Source organism: Flavitalea sp. (assembly GCF_035489435.1).
Classification (GTDB): domain Bacteria; phylum Bacteroidota; class Bacteroidia; order Chitinophagales; family Chitinophagaceae; genus DATHKG01.
Genome location: NZ_DATHKG010000039.1, coordinates 131,429 through 151,417 on the forward strand (window position 1 = coordinate 131,429; position 19,989 = coordinate 151,417).

Annotated in this window: 16 protein-coding genes; 8 read left to right on the plus strand and 8 right to left on the minus strand. The window is 41.2% G+C overall.

All coding sequences use genetic code 11. The annotated features are described in order from the left end of the window. Positions 1 to 112: 112 nt before the first annotated feature. The 3 genes from VK664_RS06655 to VK664_RS06665 are packed head-to-tail and all read left to right on the plus strand — an operon-like array spanning position 113 to position 6,042. Entirely contained in the window at positions 113 to 3,520 is a 3,408-nt protein-coding gene (locus VK664_RS06655) for a SusC/RagA family TonB-linked outer membrane protein (RefSeq protein WP_461397848.1), read from the plus strand. Between the two features lie 26 nt (positions 3,521 to 3,546). Continuing rightward, the gene (locus tag VK664_RS06660) at positions 3,547 to 5,259 is read left to right on the plus strand and encodes a SusD/RagB family nutrient-binding outer membrane lipoprotein (RefSeq protein ID WP_461397849.1); all 1,713 of its coding nucleotides are present in this window, start codon (positions 3,547 to 3,549) and stop codon (positions 5,257 to 5,259) included. Positions 5,260 to 5,316: 57 nt separating this feature from the next. Further along, entirely contained in the window at positions 5,317 to 6,042 is a 726-nt protein-coding gene (locus VK664_RS06665) for a copper homeostasis protein CutC (RefSeq protein WP_461397850.1), read from the plus strand. Between the two features lie 82 nt (positions 6,043 to 6,124). On the opposite strand, the gene VK664_RS06670 is transcribed toward VK664_RS06665, so the two are convergent. After that, positions 6,125 to 7,285 carry a DmpA family aminopeptidase gene (locus VK664_RS06670; protein ID WP_461397851.1) on the minus strand — a complete coding sequence of 387 codons (1,161 nt, stop codon included), beginning with the start codon at positions 7,283 to 7,285 and terminating at the stop codon, positions 6,125 to 6,127. Positions 7,286 to 7,309: 24 nt separating this feature from the next. Next, positions 7,310 to 8,644: an APC family permease gene (locus VK664_RS06675; RefSeq protein WP_461397852.1), complete on the minus strand. Its 1,335-nt coding sequence runs from the start codon at positions 8,642 to 8,644 to the stop codon at positions 7,310 to 7,312. A gap of 180 nt (positions 8,645 to 8,824) precedes the next feature. Here VK664_RS06675 and VK664_RS06680 point away from each other — a divergent pair, with 180 nt between their 5' ends. Together VK664_RS06680 and VK664_RS06685 are read left to right on the plus strand one after the other, a co-directional pair. Beyond that, complete coding sequence (locus VK664_RS06680) at positions 8,825 to 9,376, plus strand: hypothetical protein (protein WP_461397853.1); 552 nt, start codon at positions 8,825 to 8,827, stop codon at positions 9,374 to 9,376. After that, on the plus strand, positions 9,376 to 10,059 hold the full coding sequence (locus tag VK664_RS06685; RefSeq protein ID WP_461397854.1) for a DUF2490 domain-containing protein: 684 nt from the start codon (positions 9,376 to 9,378) through the stop codon (positions 10,057 to 10,059). The genes VK664_RS06680 and VK664_RS06685 overlap by 1 nt, the downstream gene beginning before the upstream one ends. Before the next feature lie 3 nt (positions 10,060 to 10,062). On the opposite strand, the gene VK664_RS06690 is transcribed toward VK664_RS06685, so the two are convergent. Further along, positions 10,063 to 10,740: a hypothetical protein gene (locus VK664_RS06690; protein ID WP_461397855.1), complete on the minus strand. Its 678-nt coding sequence runs from the start codon at positions 10,738 to 10,740 to the stop codon at positions 10,063 to 10,065. Between the two features lie 214 nt (positions 10,741 to 10,954). On the opposite strand from VK664_RS06690, the gene VK664_RS06695 reads away from it, so the two are divergent. Both VK664_RS06695 and VK664_RS06700 read left to right on the plus strand, forming a co-directional pair. After that, on the plus strand, positions 10,955 to 11,344 hold the full coding sequence (locus VK664_RS06695; RefSeq protein WP_461397856.1) for an RDD family protein: 390 nt from the start codon (positions 10,955 to 10,957) through the stop codon (positions 11,342 to 11,344). A 101-nt stretch (positions 11,345 to 11,445) separates the two neighbouring features. Further along, on the plus strand, positions 11,446 to 12,255 hold the full coding sequence (locus VK664_RS06700; RefSeq protein WP_461397857.1) for a hypothetical protein: 810 nt from the start codon (positions 11,446 to 11,448) through the stop codon (positions 12,253 to 12,255). A gap of 8 nt (positions 12,256 to 12,263) precedes the next feature. Here the strand turns inward: VK664_RS06700 and VK664_RS06705 are convergent, their stop codons facing one another. The 4 genes from VK664_RS06705 to VK664_RS06720 form a co-directional block, all read right to left on the minus strand. Then, positions 12,264 to 13,781: a hypothetical protein gene (locus VK664_RS06705; RefSeq protein ID WP_461397858.1), complete on the minus strand. Its 1,518-nt coding sequence runs from the start codon at positions 13,779 to 13,781 to the stop codon at positions 12,264 to 12,266. 234 nt (positions 13,782 to 14,015) lie between these two features. Continuing rightward, positions 14,016 to 14,153, minus strand: coding sequence for a hypothetical protein (locus tag VK664_RS06710; protein ID WP_461397859.1), 138 nt, complete (start codon positions 14,151 to 14,153; stop codon positions 14,016 to 14,018). A gap of 155 nt (positions 14,154 to 14,308) precedes the next feature. Continuing rightward, on the minus strand, positions 14,309 to 15,340 hold the full coding sequence (locus VK664_RS06715) for a helix-turn-helix transcriptional regulator (RefSeq protein WP_461397860.1): 1,032 nt from the start codon (positions 15,338 to 15,340) through the stop codon (positions 14,309 to 14,311). Between the two features lie 180 nt (positions 15,341 to 15,520). Further along, complete coding sequence (locus VK664_RS06720; protein ID WP_461397868.1) at positions 15,521 to 16,396, minus strand: sugar phosphate isomerase/epimerase family protein; 876 nt, start codon at positions 16,394 to 16,396, stop codon at positions 15,521 to 15,523. Here VK664_RS06720 and VK664_RS06725 point away from each other — a divergent pair. Then, the gene (locus VK664_RS06725; RefSeq protein WP_461397869.1) at positions 16,347 to 16,472 is read left to right on the plus strand and encodes a hypothetical protein; all 126 of its coding nucleotides are present in this window, start codon (positions 16,347 to 16,349) and stop codon (positions 16,470 to 16,472) included. The two genes, VK664_RS06720 and VK664_RS06725, sit on opposite strands and share 50 nt — an antisense overlap. A gap of 90 nt (positions 16,473 to 16,562) precedes the next feature. Here the strand turns inward: VK664_RS06725 and VK664_RS06730 are convergent, their stop codons facing one another. Next, positions 16,563 to 19,961 carry a ThuA domain-containing protein gene (locus VK664_RS06730; protein WP_461397861.1) on the minus strand — a complete coding sequence of 1,133 codons (3,399 nt, stop codon included), beginning with the start codon at positions 19,959 to 19,961 and terminating at the stop codon, positions 16,563 to 16,565. Positions 19,962 to 19,989 lie beyond the last annotated feature (28 nt).

Below are 19,989 nucleotides of genomic sequence, written 5' to 3' on the forward strand. Positions count from 1 at the left end.
TCTTCCTGCATTTTTAATAAATTTTTTTTGGTGGGAACTTAAAAATAAATCTAGATTTATGTGCCGGTACCTACCGGAACTATATTGCTCACATCACTTAACCTCACTGTTTATGAGAAAAAACGCAACACGTGTTTTGCTTTTCTGCATGCTCGTACTGTTCACTATTGCCGGTTTTAGTCAGCAAAGAAGAAGTGTTACAGGGCTGGTGCAGGATGATAAAGGTGTTCCGGTCGCGGGTGCCTCTTTTGTAGAAAAAGGAACACCTAATGGTACTTCGAGTAGTACTGACGGTACATTTTCCCTTTCAGTTCTCCCCAATGCAATTTTGCAAATTTCTGCGGTTGGTTTTGAGACACAGGAAGTAAATACCGGGAACGAAACAAAGATCACCGTTATCCTGAACCCGGCTACTACAGAATTGGGTGGAGTAGTTGTCACTGCCTTAGGGGTTACCAAGCAAAGGAGACAGCTTGGGTTTTCAGTTACTGAATTAAAAGGATCTGAAGTAGCAAGAACGAATGAAATAAATCCTATTAATGCACTACAGGGAAGAGTAGCAGGTGTACAGATAGACCAGGGTGCCGGTGGATTGTTTGGTAACACCAAAATAGTTATCCGCGGTAATTCAACTCTCGGCACTAACAATCAACCAATATTTGTTGTAGATGGTGTGATCATGGATAATGGAACTTTTAGCGGAACTGGAAGAGATTTCGGAAACGATTTTAAAAATCTGAATCCGGAAGACTTCGCATCAGTATCGGTATTAAAAGGATCCGCAGCTGCTGCCCTGTATGGCAGCAGGGCTATCAATGGAGTGGTATTGATCACAACAAAGAAGGGTTCCTCAGGAAAAGGCATCGGCGTTTCGGTTGCCCAGTCGGTTAATGTCAGCAATCCATATGCAGGTCCTGATTTTCAGAACGAATTTGGTGGAGGTACCGTTGGTGCATTTTTCACAGATAATCGTGAACCAAATTATAAACCTGATGAAGCCTGGACCACAAAAGTTTTCCCGGTTGATCCGGCAACCGGCGAACAATATATCGACAGGCAGATTTATCGTGAACTGGAAAACTGGGGGCCGCGTATGCTGGGGCAGGATGTGAGAAATTATGATGGCACGCCAACGAAATATCTTCCGCAGCCAGACAATTTCCTGGATGCTTTTCAAACAGGATTAGGCTCCAACACTAACATAGCCCTGGACGGAGCGACTGAGAAATCCACTTTCAGACTATCGTATAATCACAACCAGGGTAAAGGCATTGTTCCCACAAACAAATTTACAAAAGATGCCTTTGACATGCGGGCCACTCACCAGCTAACAAAGGCTATCCTGGTTGATGTTGGCGCATATTACAGCAATTTTGAAGGGGAAAATCCACCGCGCCTTGGAGGACTTGATGCATTCGCTTCTTATAATTTCGGAAAGCTATTCTCATGGATGCTTCCGCGGAACTATGATACCAAATACTGGATGCAACAAGATAAATACACAAGCATATTGGGCGGAACACCGCAGTTAAATGATCCCGACGAACCAAATAAAGCACCTGAATCAAGATTCTGGTTTAGTCTTTTTGAAAACAAATATTTACAGAACGAGCAGTTGCTCCGCGGTAGAATTACAGTAACCGCAAATCTTACTTCATGGGCAAAGCTGCTTGTTGAAGGAAACATTAATAACGTCTATATAAAAAAGGAGAATAAGGAACTGGGAGAGCAGAGAAAATTCGCCGGTGGATTGTATGGTATTGGCTTTGAACAAAAAAGAAGCAAGTTTCTTAAGGCCATGCTGATGATGAATAAGGAATTCAACTCAGACTTTGCCGTATCCGGATATGTCGGAGCAGAAACACAACGTTTTGAAAACTCTTATTCTTACAATGAAACAAGAGGCGGGCTAAATTATCCTGGCAATTATTTTATCACCAATTCAAGAAACCCGGGAACTGTTGAAGCGGGAATCAGCAGCTCAAAAAAATTCAACTCGCTTTATGCAAGTGCCGATTTCAGCTGGAAGAACATGGTTTTTTTACAGGCTACCTGGAGAGGTGACTGGTCATCTGCATTGACTTATTCTGACGGAACCGGTAACAACTTTTATAATTATCCTGCTTTAAGTGCATCATGGATCTTCACTGATGCCTTCAAAGGACTTCCTGCATTCATCAGTTATGGAAAACTTCGGGCTAACGTTGCATGGCTGGGTTCGGACACTGATCCTTTCCTGATCAATCCTGGTTTCTCATTCAATGGATTCAGCAACGCAAATGGTGGAACTGTTCCAACATCTACCTATAATTCATCATTTGTTTTACAAGAAAATCTTCAGCCTTCAAGAAAGTTCTCAAGAGAACTCGGCCTGGAAATGAGGTTCGCGAAAAGCAGGATTGGCTTTGATTTCACGTTTTACCAGGACAACACCAAAAACCAGATATTACCTATAGAGGCCCCATTTGAATCCGGAGCAACTTCAATTTTGATTAACGCAGGTAATATCCAAAACAAAGGAATTGAAATTACAATTGATGGTACTCCTATAGCCACGGCAGATTTCAGATGGAACACGGCGCTGAATTATTCGAGGAACAGGAATGAAATAATCGAATTATATCCCGGCAGAACTGAATACCAGCTTCCTGGAACAGATGTAGGTGAAATCAGTTCATGGGCTATAGTTGGCGGTTCATATGGCACACTCAGAACATTGATTCATTCGTCTGCATACCAGGCGAAAGATGCCAGCGGAAACGATGTAGCGGATCCAAAAAACGGTTTACCTATACTTACCTGGAGATCTGATGCAAGGGCTGCTTTCCCTGCCCGAAGCAATGTATGGCAGGATGTTGGCGATATGAATGCAGACTTCAGAGGCGGCTGGGATAATACATTCACTTACAAAAATTTTAGTTTGAATATATTGTTCGATGCAAAGATCGGCGGTGATTTTGCATTGATGAGTTATCGCCAGGGCACACACTCTGGTGTTTTTCCAAATTCAATATTTGGCAGAGATGCTCAAAGCGGCGGTATTACTTTCACCAGTAAATATGATAACAAACAATATGACGACGGACGTATTGTGGATGGTGTATTTGCCCCGGGCCAGATGATCAGCCAACCAAATGGATCGCAGGTTGACGTTGGTGGAATGAGTTTCAAGGAAGCCTATGATGCCGGCTATGTTGAACCGACACATACACCACAATTTTTCTATCGTTATGGTTCGTCTTCAACCGGTGTAGCTGATTTCTGGGTATTGGAAAATTCATGGATATCATTGCGCCAGGTAGCTTTGACATATAATTTTTCGAAAACATTTGTTCAAAAACTTAAACTGAACAACTTGTCATTCGCGGTAATCGGACGTGATCTGTTTTATGTCTATCAGACACTACCCCACAATTGGAACCCGGCTTCCAATAGTTCAAACAATACCGGCTTCTCCGGTGAAAATGGCTTCCTGCCAAAAACAAGAAACATCAATTTTACACTGAGAGCAGCATTCTAAACGGTTAACCGACTAATTATTTAATTATGACAAGTCTAAAAAAATATATCTCTGCAACCTTAATAATCGCTGTACTCTTTGGAGCCGGCGGATGCAGAAAAAACTTCGGAGAAATTAACACCAATCCAAGTGTTGTTATTAATCCTGATATCGGCTTTCTGCTCTCTTATTCGGAAGATAGGATGATTACTTATCAATACACAGAATGGATCTGGGAAAGTATGGAGCAGCTAATGCGTTTCACGCAACATCTCACTACCGATCCATATGAACTTACAAGTAATGTAAATCTCCGTTATGGTACGCTTTACAGAGACGTTCTGCCAAACCTGGTTGAAATAAGAAACCAGATATCGAAGAAAGAAGATAGCAGCAGTTATAGAAAAGCCACAGCGCTGACTTATGTTGCCGGTATTCTGCATGCATTGAAAGTAACCGATATGAATGGATCGATTCCTTATATCAATGCAATAAAGGCAAGAACTGAAAACCGCTTTGATCCGGAATACGACAGCCAGGAAACCCTGTTTGCCTTATGGCTCAATGAACTCAATGCCGCTATTGCTACGATGGGTGATAATTCACTGACAGGTCAGTATTCATTCGGCACCGCTGATGTTTTTTATAAAGGTGACTGGATAAAATGGATTAAACTCGCAAACTCACTGAAGCTAAGGATTGCTGCAAGGCTTGAAAATGTTGACAATGCCAGGACCAGGACAATCTTTCAACAGGTGCTTGCCGATACAAGAGGACCGATCACCGATATCGCAGACCAGCTTAACTACCAGAGCCTGGAGTATCTTCCTTTCGGCAGCGGCGGGGAAATAGTATATAGAAGTCAGCGTTTTGGAACTACTTCCATCATTGATTTCATGAAGAAAGTCAATGATCCGAGATTACCCATTTATTTTGAACCGAACGGACTTACAGGAAGTTTCAAGGATACGTTAACAAAATATGGATCAACACTTCCTGCGTTTATTGCTATCAATGATCCATTGATAGCATACCAGGGAGGACCAGCAGATTTTACTACAAACCCTACACGTGCCGGTTATATAAAAAATGCTTTCCCGGTTGGCAACAATAACCCCGGAAACTCTGTAACCAATTATTTCCTGATATCACCGGTTAACAGGTTTTTCTTCTCTCCTAAATTCAATAAACCCGATGGTGGTCAATATAGAGAAGTGGCAGTTAGTGCCGCAGAAGGCTGTTTACAGATTGCTGAATTTATTCAGAAAGGATATGCAGGTACTGTAAATACAAAAGGCACATTGAAGGAATGGTATGAAAAAGGCATCAGGGCTTCCATTCTCACAATGAATGAGATTGCCACAATTGCCCAGTCTACTACAGGCTTTTCGGGAAATGGTTTATCTGAAATTAATGCTTATCTCGCCAGCACAAATGTTGCGCTTAACGGAACAAACGATAAAGAGAGAATTTATATTCAGCAACATCTTAACTTCTATCGCAATCCGAACGAGGCTTATGTTTTTTCAAGGCGGACGGGTTATCCAAGAACAGGGTCTGCTTATTATGGAAGAGAAACATTTAATGAGCCAATCCCAAGAAGGTTCTGGCTTTTAGATCCGGGAGAAACAAACAGGGCTAACTGGCAAAAAGCAATGACCGACCAGGGCTTTACTCCCAATGCACAGGATCTTCCAACTTTAAGCACTCAAAGAATCTGGTACGATAAAACTGCACCGGCATTTGGAGCTGGCAATTAAAGCAAAGTAGCTGCTACTTAATTTCCAGTCCACGAAAAACGTCAAACAATAAAAAAAATGTCAGTAAAAAGGACTCTTGAAGTTTGCGCGTTTAATATTCAATCATGTATCGTTGCAGAGAAAGGTGGGGCAGTCAGGGTAGAACTTTGCGATAATCCTGTTGAAGGCGGCACTACGCCAAGCTATGGTACCATCAAACAGGCAAGAGAAAAAATATCAATATTGTTGTACCCGATTATTCGTCCGCGCTCCGGAAATTATTATTATAATGAAGATGAGTATGATATTATCAAACATGATATTATGATTTGCCGCGAACTTGGATGCAATGGAATTTCAGTTGGAGCCCAGAATATTGATGCGACTATTAATATTGAAATGCTGAAAAGAATTGTTGAATGGGCGGGACCTCTGGGTGTAACCTGTAACCGGGCATTCGATGGCACTCCGGATCCTTTCCAGGCACTTGAAGATATTATTGAGGCCGGCTGCGAACGGGTACTTACTTCAGGACAGGAATCGGCTGCTCCTGATGCAGGTGAACTCCTGGGCAAGCTGGTTAAACAGGCGGCGGGACGAATAATCATTATGCCAGGTGCAGGTGTTAAGTCTTCTAACATTAAAAAACTAGCTGAACAATCGCAGGCTACTGAGTTTCACTCGTCTGCCAGGGTAGTTGCTGTCAATCCGCAGACTTATATTAACGAACGGGTTACAGATTATGGCAAGGTTTATATTTCAGATGAAGATGAAGTGAGGGCAATGGTGTCTAACCTTGTTTAACCTACCTGGTCATATTCACGTTCACAATTTTTGCAGGTGTCAAATTTTTTTGCATCGATTCCTTCATTCTCTTGCAGTGTATTCAGGGTTTTATCCTGTTGTACTTTTTCAATACATCCAATACCTGCTTATGGGGCAATGCATATGCTTTGTTACCATTGATTCCTTCCATTGTTTCAGCAGCCACCATTGCATTCACAATTGCTTCTTCCACAGCCTGAACCGTTGCATCAAACAAAGGATTCATCAGGTCATTGGGCAACACATCTACCTTGGTAAAATCTTCTCTCTGAAAGGCACTAGCATTTGCCGTTGAAAATGTAATGAAAATATCGCCTGATCCGTTCTCACCGCGGCCACCCATTTTACCCACGCCAATTGCCACTCTTGCAGCTAATCTTTTTAACTGGTGAGGTAAAAGCGGGGCATCCGTTGCAAGCACTACGATAATGGAACCATCGCCTGGTTGATAGGAAGGTGGTGCTTTCAGTTCATAGTTCAGTGTATCTATTAATTCTTTTCCAACCGGAACGCCTGCAATAGTAAGATTTCGTTTGGAACCAAAATTGGATTGAACAAGTACACCTACTGTATAGCTTGAATCATTTATCTTTATAATCCTTGATGAGGTTCCTGTGCCGCCTTTAAATCCTAAACACATCATCCCCGTTCCACCTCCCACATTACCTTCCATTATATAACCTGATGTGGCGCTGTCTAAAGCTTCAAATGCATTGCTTTCCTTTACATGGAATCCATAGATATCGTTCATAAAACCATCATAGGTTTCTGCAACCACCGGATATGTATACCAGAAATTTTCCTTGTACCAGGCTTTCTTTACATACCATTTCAGCACTGCGTCCCTCACTACTCCTACACTGTTGGTATTTGTTATCATTATTGGGCCTTCCAAAAAACCAGATTCGGTAATCCAGGTTGTACCCGTCATTTCACCGTTTCCATTTAATGAATACCAGTTTGAATAAACGGGATTGTTATTTCTGGCCCGGGGGAAGATCGCCGTAACACCAGTACGCGCCGGACCTTTACCCCGGATATTATTTCCCTGCCCGGATATAATTGTACTGTATCCTACCTCCACACCTTTTACATCTGTGATGGCATTATACTTACCGGTAATCCCATCAAAGGGGATCCCGATATCACGTGCACGTGGTTTTTGCGAATATGCAATATGCGTAATGGAGCAAAAACAAAATAATAGAACAATGCTTTTCATGATGTAATTTTTTTTTGACAATTCTTATTTTTTATACTCAATAGCTATTGCGATCTTTTTTTTCTTCACAAGTTTCATGACGAAATAAATAATTGAAAATATCAGAATAAAACCCGCAATACCGATGAGTTCCGGTTTGGTTAATTTTGAAAGCAACCATAGAATTCCTGCTGCTGCGAGAACTGGAATAATAACGCCGCCGGGCACCCGAAAAGTTTTATCAGTTATTGCTGTTTCTGTTTTCCGGAGTTTGATGCTTGCCAGCACTACTCCCAGGTAAATGATCAACAAAGCTGCACTGGCAATCGTGGCTAATTGCTTGAATCCTCCTGAAACCGCCAGCACAAATCCAATCAAAGCATACACTGCGATCGCGAGATAAGGTGTATTAAACAAAGGATGCACTTTTGCCAATTGCTTTGGCATCAGGCCGTCTCTTGCACCGGCAAATAATATCCTGGGAATAGATAAGATTTCCCCTCCCAGGGCACCCATCATTGATAGTGCAGCAGCCGCAGTTATCAAAACAGCTCCTGCCTGTCCCATTGAAATCGTTGCAACGGCGGCTAACGGCGCATCCTTATATTGCCCGATATTTGACCCCAATACTCCCTGTGTTACGGTTTGGATGCAGATATATAAAAGCAACACGGCAGATAACCCAAGAAAAATGCCCAGGGGCACGGTTCGTTTCGGATTTTTCATTTCACCACCATTGCTCAGCGGACCTTCCAGGCCAATAAAAGCAAAAAACAACAGCAGTGAAGCAGTACCGATATTGTTAACAGTAGGCGCAATTTCCCAGGCAAGGTTAGAGGGCACTACAAATCGGGCGGCTACAATTACCAGTATAATCATCGGGATCAATTTTCCCAATGTGGCAAACTCAATAAATCGTATGCCGTTTTTTACACTGCGGATATTTAGCAGAGCCAATCCACCGAATACAATCAACAGAATCAATACCCGGAAGATTTCGATGCCTAATGCAGGAACAAAAAACTTTAATGTATTGACCAGCGCATTGGCAATAGCGGCATCTGACATTACGCATCCTCCTAACCAGAAAATATTATTTGCTATAAAGCCCACATAAGGGCCGAAAGCGTTTTCTATAAAAGTGTATGCTCCACCACTGATATTTGTTTTGCTACCGAGTTCAGCAAAACATAATCCAATTAAAAAAATCAATGCCCCACAAACCAAATAGGCTAATATCGCTGTTGCCCCGAGCCCTTCAGCAATAATCGCAGGGATCACAAAAATGCCCGAACCCGCCGTGATATTGATAATTGCCAGGGCCAGCGACCTGATACCAATTGCACGCTTAAGATTTTCTTTGGGAATAGTTGGAGTCATGGGTTTGTACCTGTTGTTTTAAGTTGAATTTGTAGCTGGTTTTTCACACAGATGCTTATTAACGCAGTATTAATTCAAAGGGAAGGATAATCAGATTAATTTTACCTCCCATTGGACGAATTTTTGAAGTACTGGATTAAGATGAAATATTCAATCTCCATTTTCGGGTTATTACAATTTATGGCATTAATGCTCTGGGTGGCACCTGCCACAGCTCAGCAGAAATACGAGCGCGAATATTCCATCAAAGGAACTCAAATACATCCGGACGCACTGAGTTTTGTGAATGAATACTTCAAAAATGTAAAAATCCATTGGTATGGCGAGGAAAGCTTAACAGGTACGAGCATTGAAGCTAAATTAAAATATTCCGGAAAACAATATAGCATTGAATTTTCCAATTCCGGTGAAATTCATGACATAGAAATTTTGACACCGTTGAATGCCTTGCCAGAAAATACCAGGAGCCTGATGATGAAACAGTTTAAAGATGAATTCAAAACTTTCAAAATTGTCAAAACACAAACACAATGGAGTGGTGGCAGGGATCTATTGAAAGCCGCACTAGTAAATGAAAAGTTACCGGCCGGTATATTAATACAATATGAGCTGATTTTAAGAGCAAAAAAGACTGACTTGTCAAAGTATTATGAGGTGCTTTGCGACCAAAGCGGCAATATTAAAAGTATGCACGAAATTATTCAACGAAACGTCGACAACCTGGTTTATTAATGCGGCGACTTATCATCTTTTGTTTGCTTTTTAGCATTGGCATGGACAGCCTGTTTTCACAGGAGAACTATCTTGCCGGAACCCTTACACAGGTTAACATAAACTTCTCAATTCCCAGGGATTTCAAACTGAACACGAAGCTCGAGTCGAGACAGATATTCTCTGAAAAGGAAACTTCTAAGGAAGCCAGCAAAAAATTTCGTTATGAAAGAACGGATCTTCATCTCGTCCTGACCAGGAAAATTTCTGCAGACAATTCGATTGGTGGTGGATACCTCATCCGTCTGGAGGATGGTCAATTTATTCATCGTTTCATTCAACAGTTTAATAGTGTACGTAAGTTTGAGATCTTAACGCTGGCCCATCGGGTAGTGTTGGATGAAACCTTGCGTACAGACGAGCCAACTGAAATCAGACTACGTTACAGGCTGGGTCTCGAAAAGGCATTGAATGGCAGGACGATTGATCCCAAAGAGTTTTATGCAAAATTTAATAACGAATACCTCGGGATCTGGTCCAGCGCCAACACCGATCTGGAAATACGTGCTTCCGGTGCGATGGGATATAACGCCAGGGATAATAGCAAAATTGAGCTTGGATTGGAATACCGCGTCAATGAATTTTATACGGCAGCCAAGGCCCAACAGTTCTGGGTGACTGTTGCGTGGTATTTGAGTATCTGAAGATTAGAAAAAAGGAATAAGTATTTCATAAAACAAGGGCAGATTAAATAAGAATCGCAGCAGCAACAGCGTCCCCGAGATGATCATCATCGCCATAGCATGGTTGCGGGAATATTTGTCATATCCAAAGATTAACTCACCGTCCGGAAGCGTTTTTCGGAACACCAGTATAGTCAAAGCCATAAAAAATCCAATGAGACTACCAATAACTGCGAGAACGTAGCCGATGACAATCCAATAAGTGCTGAGCTCAGCAGGCTTTTTAAGTTCCAGGAGCCTTTGTGAAGTGATTTCGTTTTCCGCTTCGCTGGTAATTGCCGAACCACGCTCACCAAGCAGGTGTTTCGCAAACACATAATCGAATTGGCCCCATTCATCTTTCTTTTGAATTAAATCTTGTAGTTCAACATCTGAGAAATTATTCAGATAATAATCTGAGGGGACATCACTAATCATTTGTTGATAATGGGAATCCAACAGATTCCCTGCCCGTTGAAAATCTTTTTGTTTAATTTTTAACTCAACTTCAGGCTCATAGGAAGTGAAAGTAAAAGTGGGATCAAATGGAGCTTTCGTGCCTTCCAGCTGATAGTCAATACCTGCAGAGCGAAACAATTCCACGATTTCTTCTGCCTGTGCCTGGTGAGTGAATTTCTGAAAAACGACGAAGTGATCAGACATATATATTATGATAATTTTGTAACTCTTTTCATTGAAGATGTTATATTGAGTAACAATTGAAGCAATGCCGTTTGTTATTACTATATCAAACAAGATAATATAATTCTTATCAACCTTCAATTTATCGCTGGAAGAATAAACATTCTATGTTAACCGAAAAGGTTTTAAAACTGACATGATTTTATGTATTTTGAAGTCTGTCCAAAACATTAACATGGAAACTCAATACCCGGAACTAAAAACAAGAATACAATCAACATTCATCGACACCATTTTTATTGTCGTGCTAATGTTTGTTTTTACAGGTTTGCTTGACAAAATGGCGAGCCCGCCAGACTGGCTCAGAGTTGTAATGTTTTTGACATTGTGGTTAGTTTATGAACCAGTATGCACAACGCTTGGTGGAACTATTGGTAACAGGATGAATGGAATCCGCGTCCGCAAATCGACCGATCTAAACGCGACTATAAATATCTTCCAATCGCTCTTGAGGTATGTATTGAAACTGGCTCTCGGCTGGCTGTCTTTTTTAACCATTCACAGTTCGCCGGAAAAACGTGCGATTCATGACCTCGCTGCAGATAGTGTAATGATAAAAATTTGATCGCATAAAAATTCTGATTGCAAACTTTTCAAATCATCATTCCTTTTGACGTATGCCAAAATTCATATATCATTGTGGACGACTTGATATGGTCTCATGCTATGAAATTGAAACTAACTGCAATACCAGTATTATTTCTTTCACTTTGCTTATCCATTAACGTTAACGCACAAAAATTCAAAATTAAGAATTACTCCTTCGGATATCGAATTTTTGAACTCAGTCCCGTAGGTAACAATCCGATCACAATCTCACCGATACTAAAAAATCCTGAAGCATATACTGATTACCTCAACTCTATACCTTACAATGGATTTTCTGGTAACACTGCACCCTTCCGGTTACATACTTTCTATCTCAACGCTGAATTTTCTAAATCCGGCACCTCATCGAGGTTCTGGAAGACACATACCCTGCAGGCAGGATTTGTTATTACCGGTAAACTGACCACAGATGCAGGTTCGGTTGAAAATCGTTATCATCCGGGGGATACAATGATGGTTATTGACAAATATTCTTTGACTAAGAATCAACAATTTTTTGGGGTTAATTTTGGCCTGAATCATAGGTTCAAAATCTCTGGGAAACTGCAATTTCTCGCTGGTGTGCATGCTCAAGGCAGTTTTGCCTTAGTTAACAACTATGATCAACGATGGGATAGCAGCATTTATCTTCCAAATGGCAGGGGAAGCCTTACAAAAACAACGGTTCTACCTGCTTTGAAAGGAAAAAACTTCTTTCAATGGCAGCTAATGTTTCCTCTTGGGATTGAGTATGATCTTTATCATAAACAGCTTTTTGTACGGATTGAATTTAATCCCGGCATTGTGGGTGGTCCATACAGGCCAAAATCCTTTGCTTCAAGAGAAACTTATGGCGCCGGAATCTGGTTTGTATATCAACGCCGATAAATGCTTTTTTAATGTGGATTCGCTATCCACTTCCCCTGATTTCCTTCCCAGACCCACTTAAGCGGATTGCCTGACATTTCCTGGGCCGGGGCGGCCTTTCGATGCGCCTTCCACATCGCCGTCACAAAAGGATCAAAAGTAGTTGTCTCCATTTTAGGCCGGCCTTTCTCACCTCGTTGTGCAACATATGGATCATCTTCACGCATCCACCTGTCTAAATAGTCAAAGAATGCATCATGTCCCCAGGTTTTAATCGCTTTCATATACCGCGCAGTCAATGCCATACCAACCCAGCTTGCTGCGGTGCAACAATTGCGATAGCTCTCAGATGTCTTATCCCATTGTTCCCATTCTGCTGGTGGCTTTTCTTCATAGGTTGTTCTCTGGCCATGATGTTGTATGATCTGCCATAAAACATCCTGTCCAAACCAACCCTTTCCATAATATGTTTGGGTATCTTCCTGGAAAAAAGCTGTATCAGGAAGTTTGCTAAATTGTGGTTTATTGAGCATAATGCCTGCAAACACAATTGGCCATTTACGACCACTGGAATGACCGCCCCCTTCATTCCAGTAACCACCGGCCATGGCAAGGCCATAAAGATCGATACCGCGTTGTATTAATCCGATCGCGAGTTTTTCTTTTTGTTGTTTTGGAACATCAAGTGATAACATTAAACTTGCAATGGAGATAATTCTCGCATGTTCGCGACCGTAAGGCGGCCCATTTTCATTAGGAACAAGCTGTTGTTGAGACCAGCTCATAAGATGATCTATCCATGGCCTTTGCAGATATCGTTCGAACTCCTGCCATGAAGGCACTTCACCTGCAGGTGAAAGTTTTGGCAACAAATTCCATCGGATATCTGAAGCCTTGAAAAAAGGCTTTGTTGTTCCGGCATATGGAGGGCGAAAAGCATCTGCAGGCGGAGTAGTCTGTACACAGGTCAGCACCGCTGCGGCTTTCATCACCGTCTCGGATTTTGTCTCTCCCTCCCACATAATATTTTTCGCAAAATGATCAACTGGCAATGTTTCATTACTTATTGATGAGATAAGGGAGAGCGATGGCTTGAGTATAAAAGGAAATTGAATTACATCTTTTTTGCTGAATGCAGCTGCCCTGGAATCATAGCTTTGTTTGTGACCTGCTTTTAATACAATCATAGAACCATTCCGAAGCGTGGTATCATTTTTAAGACTGGTATCATTCCAGCGATTAACCTTCAGCTTTACCGTGTCTGTGCGAACCGGACCCGGTGCGGGAGACACTTCCAATATTAGTACCGGTCCCTGCACCCACCAATCGCCTGTAATAAACCGGCCTGTCTTCATTGGCTTGTCGAAGGTCCAGGTTATTCCGTACTGGCTTATTTCCTTTCGGAAAGCTATATCTGTATTTACCTGGGCATTGACGTATTGCCCTGGATTGATGAGAAGAAATAAAAAGAATTTAACTCCTGATGCGGAATACATAGCCTTGTTTGTTCGAAAAATTGAAATGCTTTTTGAGGATAGAAAACCCATAAAATCGTTGATTTGAGATCCAATATAATGGCCAGCAATTTACAAGCAGCCGTTCTGTGAATATCAATCAAATTTTTTACCTAAGGTCGGTAACCGGATTAAAATGCATTGAGACGCATTTATTCAAGATCCATTTTCATTGCCTTTATCACCGTCTCCGATACTGACATAACACCAAGCTTCCGGCAAATATGTTTCACATTTGTTCTTACTGTTTCATAGTAGGTACCTATATTATGTACCGGAACCGCAAGTTATCTTGGTAATATCAAAACTTTTAAACTCCGGTGCGGTAAAGAAATCAGTCGAGCCTTTTTCATCAGCTGCAAATCCATCAAGGGAAAACCATTCCTGTAAAATGATCTTTCTCATTATTTTCTATTTAATGTTGAAAAAATATGCCGGTTTGTGCGAAATGTGATTCGGTTTTCGCTTCTCCAAGATAGGCAGTCGTAAAATGATGATAGTGATATCTTTTTTGCAGCGATATGCCGTAACCATCAAACTAATCTTAGTTAATCCTTTAATTATTTGTATTGCAAATCTCGCTTTATCATACTGTTTCCCTGACGGTAGATAAGGGGTGAGATTCCGAACTGTTTCCGAAAAACAGTGGCAAAATACTGGCTACTCGAAAAGCCGCATTCATAGCCAATTTCATTCACGTTTTTTTTCGGTGAACTTTTCAGCTCCTGTACAGCAGCTTCCAAACGTAAATAGGTTAAATAATTCATTGGAGTCTTGTTCGTATACAATTTAAAGTAGTGTACAAACCGCGTTACTCCAAGGCCGCAGTGAGATGCCATTGACTCCAACGTCCAGCTATTGTAAAATGTATTTTTGAGATCTTTAATAAACAACTCAATAGTTCGGCTACTATCGGTAAGCGACTCGTTATAAGAAAAATGCCCTTGCCTGAACAAAGCGAGCAAATTCATCAACAACTCATTGATATAGATAGCAATCCAGGATTCGTTTCTTTCCTTATCCGCCTCACCTAACAACTGACCTATTTTTTGAAAACATCTTCTTATTTCTGCATTCACTTTCCACACAGGTTGCTCATTTTGTCTTAGCATCCGGGAAAGTTCGTCAATGTCATTTTTAGTTAACACGATCCAGGACGGCCATTGCCACTCCTGATGTGGATGTCTTACATTGACATCCAAAATAATCCAGTAAAGTTTACCTATACCAATGTTAGGATCACCAACTCTATGTGGCTGCCATGGCCGGGTAATAGTAATCTCATCAGGCAGCAACAAATGTTTTTCATTTTCCAGTTCAAAAGATAGTGAACCTGTTTCAAGGTAAGTGATTTCCAGACCCTCATTCCTATGCCAGTCAAGACCCCAATCCTGGGTTGTGTGGGCATTCCAATATCCAATGGTGTTGATGCCAGGTAAAATATATTCATTCATCCTATAACCGGGATAACTTAAACGGGCCCAGGCCTGAAGTTCAATCTTATTCGCATTCCATGCGTTAATCAATGGCTCACAAGTATCAGGATGATACTCATGATCCTTTTCCAGATAGATTGGTTTGTTATCGATCATATGGCGCTTATGAGGACTCTTCCTGAAATTAACCAAAATATAATGATGTACATTATATTTAAGAATTATTATCCTTGAATAAACTTTAAACAGTAACCCCATTTTCACTTTGAGAGCCTGTATCGGAATTTAATAGAACGATTTTTTTAATCTTGTTTTAATAAGTACGTATACAACTTGCTAACTATTCAAAGCAAAAGCTTTCTTCATTGCTTCCGCAGTGGATTTGATTGCAGATTCATCATCCAAATTATTCAATCTGTCATTAAATGGTTCAGCCTGTATCGGGCCATCATATTCAATTTTTATCAGGGCATTTAAAAATCCCTTAATATCAATTACACCGGTCGCTGCGGGCAACTCTCTTTGATAACCTGGCTGATCTTCCCAGCTTATACCAGCTATAGCATCGTTTAAATCACAGCCAATTACTTCTCCGTTTGTAAGAGAAAGAATATCAGAAATGCCTTCTCCAGAAGTAAACCAATGCGCCGTATCTAAATGAAAACCAACGTTCGGTTGCCCAATCGCAGCAATCAATTCCTTTGTCTCCGCCATAGTGTGTATAAAGGGGAACCTGTTGGCTGACCAGATAGATTTTGGCCCCACATATTCCAAACCCAATCTTATATTATGATCATTTAATATGCTGGCTATTTCACTCAGCCTGACTGCCATCTGTCGAAAATTGCGGAGATAATTTAGTTGTTCGTGGTTCGACATGATCCAGGTCATCATTCGTTTCGCCCCAATTTTATTTAAGACACTGGCAATAGCCGGCAGTTCTGCGATTCCTTTTCTAAAAGTAGCTTCATCTTTCCTGTATTCGACTGTCAGGCCGGAAACACCCCAATGCAGCCCGGCCTCTTTCATTTTTGCCACCATGAGATCCAGTTGTGTCGTGGACTGTTTCATGATGTCTTTAGTGACCACGGATACAGATTCGAATCCATATCTAATAGCAAATGCATTCAACTTCTGCTGTGAAATATCCGAACTCACCCCAATGGAAAATGGATTCAAACTCATCGAAAACTTTCTTTTCGCTGCCGGCATATATGTACTTTTATCTGAGACGAAAGAAGACATCGAAAAGGGTATCGCAGTTGCAACAGAAGCTTTTGCTGAATGACTTAAAAAATCCCTCCTGTTTGTAAACATTATTTCTATCAAAATTTAATAAGGACAACACTATCCCAAACTATTGTTTGGATTTATTAAATCAGTGTTTCGCTACAGCACCAAAATTCTTTTGTGCAAAAAACATTAACTTATCCTGGATCATAAAAGCTTTGCCTTTTAATACAAAATACAAATCATGTTTACCATTCAATCCGCTAATATTGATTCTATACTTTCCAGACTTATTATTTTTGTTTATAGATTCAACTTTTGACTGCTTTTGAGTTGAATCTACCTGCCCTATTATTTTTCCCGTTGGCGAGTCAAGCCTTAATTCCAGTGTCCCATTGGCACTGCCCGAAAATTCAATTGCTGAAAGTTCAGTCAGATCGATTTGTGAAAAGGCAAAATAATCACCTGATTTTGGCAACATCTCTATCTCGCCACCAGTCGAAGGCAGTTTAACATTCATGGACCCTTTGCGTATTGGAATCTCTGAAAGCCGGACCTCTGGGTTTCTCAGAATTATGACATCTTCAGTAGTTACTGCAGTTGCTTCGTTCCGGCTATTATCAGTATACGAAGCCTTTAACACGTAAACAGCCTTGGAATTACTTGCTTTGGCTTCCATCTTATATTCTCCGCTTAATGGCAGCGATGGCAGTGCCGGTGCAGAAAGTGCAAGTATAAATTCAACCATCCTTTTTGCATTTTCAACTGGAAGATCAGGATGTGCACTCATAGCAACTTGTCCCCAGCTTCCGGATCCTCCATTGATAACTTTGTTTGCCAACGGAGTTAAGGCATTTTTATCGCCTTTATATCTGTCAGCGATATCTTTGAACTTAGGGCCGATAGAGTTCTTACTTATAGCATGACATGAATAACAGTCGCTCGAGTTAAGAGCCATACCTGCAAAAACCGACAACCCTTCTGTTTCCGGAGTCGGATCGCCTAAAACAGGACTGTATCCTCCTGATGCAAAATCAAAGTTCAGGCGTACCTTGTTTGCGGGAATTTTACCATTTGACAATGTCCCATCTTCCTTATCATCAACTTTCACTTCATACGTGATTGTTTGTCCCGGAAAGAAAAACGTACTGTTGCCTTTAACGATATCGAGTTTTACCTTCGGTGGTTCATTACCTCCGATCAACTCCAGGCTGGCGCTGTTGTTTGCGCCATGTTCATCCGTCACTGTCAGTACAGCATCGTAAACTCCGGCCTTCGTTAAAGTAAAAGAAGCATCAGTACCTTTTGCAGTTTGAGCTAAGCTTCCATCTTTGTTTGAGATCTTCCATTCAAATTTCAATTCGTCTTTATCATAATCATAGCTGCCCTTTGACGACAGAACCACTTTGAACGGCAGGGATCCTGCCATTTTTTCGGCCTGTACTTTAACCACAGGTTTGCGGTTACCACCATTATATTCAATGCGAACTAGTTTTGCGTCTTCATTAGCCTTGAACCAACCTTTGCCATATTCAAGCAGATACAAGCTTCCATCATGACCAAAAGTCATATCCAGAGGCCCATCGAATTTAGCACTGGGCATAAACTGTTCCATCGACTTATAGTTACCATTTTCATCAATAGTAACAACAAGTATCCATCCTCTTAACCATTCTGTGATAAACCATTTGCCTTCATAATACTTTGGAAAAGTATTTTTTGCATCTTTAAAATTTTCTTTTCTGAATACAGGCCCGCCGACAGCACTTCTTGCGCCGGTTCCCATCAATGGAAACTCTTTCGATTTAGCATAAGGATAATATAAAACCGCGGGTTGAGCCGGAGGCAATATAGATATACCGGTATTATTTCGCGAAGCATTTTCAGGTTTTGCAGAGTCGAAAGCATCACCTGATTCACCCGTTACAAAGTCATGTTTGTAGTAAGGCTTATTTGGACCTACAAAATAGGGCCAGCCATAATTGCCTGGTTTTTTGATGATATTATATTCATCATAAGATTCAGGACCAATCCTTGCCGAGTCTTTCCTTGAATCCGGACCTACTTCTCCTTCATATAACCAACCTGTTTTTGTATCCATAGAAATACGCCAGGGTTGACGATGACCCATACTGTAAATTTCCGGGCGGGTGCGCGGCTCTCCTTTTGCGAATAGATTTCCTTTCGGAATGCTGTAAGTTCCGTTTGCCTCTGGGTGTATCCGTAAAATCTTTCCTCTTAAATCATTTGTATTACCCGAACTTCTTTGTGCGTCCCAATGTTCCCTGCCTGGCCTTTCATCTATTGGGGCATAAACCCAGCCCCTTGGACTGCTGTTATCACCAACTGTAATAAAAAGATCTCCGTTTCCTCTTGGGTCAAACAATAATGCACCACCGGTATGGCTGCCATCCAGAATGTCTTTTGGAATTTCTAACAACAATTTTCTTGAAGCCAAATCTATCATCCCGGCATCATTCAATGTAAATCGGCAAACATTGAAAGCCTTACCTCCCAGGTTGGTATAGTAAGTATAGATCCAGCGATTATCGCTGAATCCAGGATCCAGGGCTAGCCCAAGCAAACCATCTTCATACTGACTGAATACCGGTATAGTACCTACCGATCTGGATATTTTTTTCTGTTGATCGTATTCTATAATCTCTCCTCTTCGCTGGGCAAAAAAAACTCTGTCATCATCTGCTATTGCAAGTTGCATTGGCTCATCAAGACCCTTCATTAAAACAGTCTTTACGAACCTGTTTTCCTCTGGAATAACATTTGTATAATCGAGTGCCTTAGGCTCCTTGCCACCCATGGTCCAGTTCAACCCTTCCCATAGCTGTTTTATAAAAAATGACTCGCTATAGGTTTCTTTTGTATGCCCCATTGAAGTATAAAAAGAACGTCCTCCATCATATTCATGATACCAGACAGCCGGATGATTCTGACCCATGTTACCTCCCTCGTACGAGTTTTCATCAAGCGTCATTAGCACTTTGATATCAGGATTTAACTGTTCAAAGTTGTAATATTCATCTGTCCTTTCAATACTGTCAGGCATAAATGCCGAGGCCGGATGATTTTTATCAATAGTGCGGTAGACAGCTTGCTGAATTTTGGGGTGACTGTGAAAATATCCACCTAATAATTTTCCGAACCAAGGCCAGTCGCGTTCGGCATCTGCTGAAGCATGAATAGCCAGGAAACCGCCACCTGCCTGGATATAACGTTGGAGACTGGTTCGTTGTGATGCATTTAATATGGAACCGGAAGCATGTAAGAAAACAATGGCCTGATATTTTTTCAGATTATCTTCATTCAGATTATTTGCATCTTCTGTAGTATCTGCAATAAACCCATGCTCTTGCGCCATCTTAGTGAATAGCAATTGAGCAGCGTCGATAGATTCTGAATGGCGATAGCCCTCGGTTTTGCTAAACAGCAAAACACGTGGTGTGCTTTTTTTCGAGGGATAAAACCATATAACTCCGACAATCAAGATCAATACGCCTGCACCTATGGCGAACAATTTTTTATTCCGCATATTTTATTATTATTACATTATACTATCC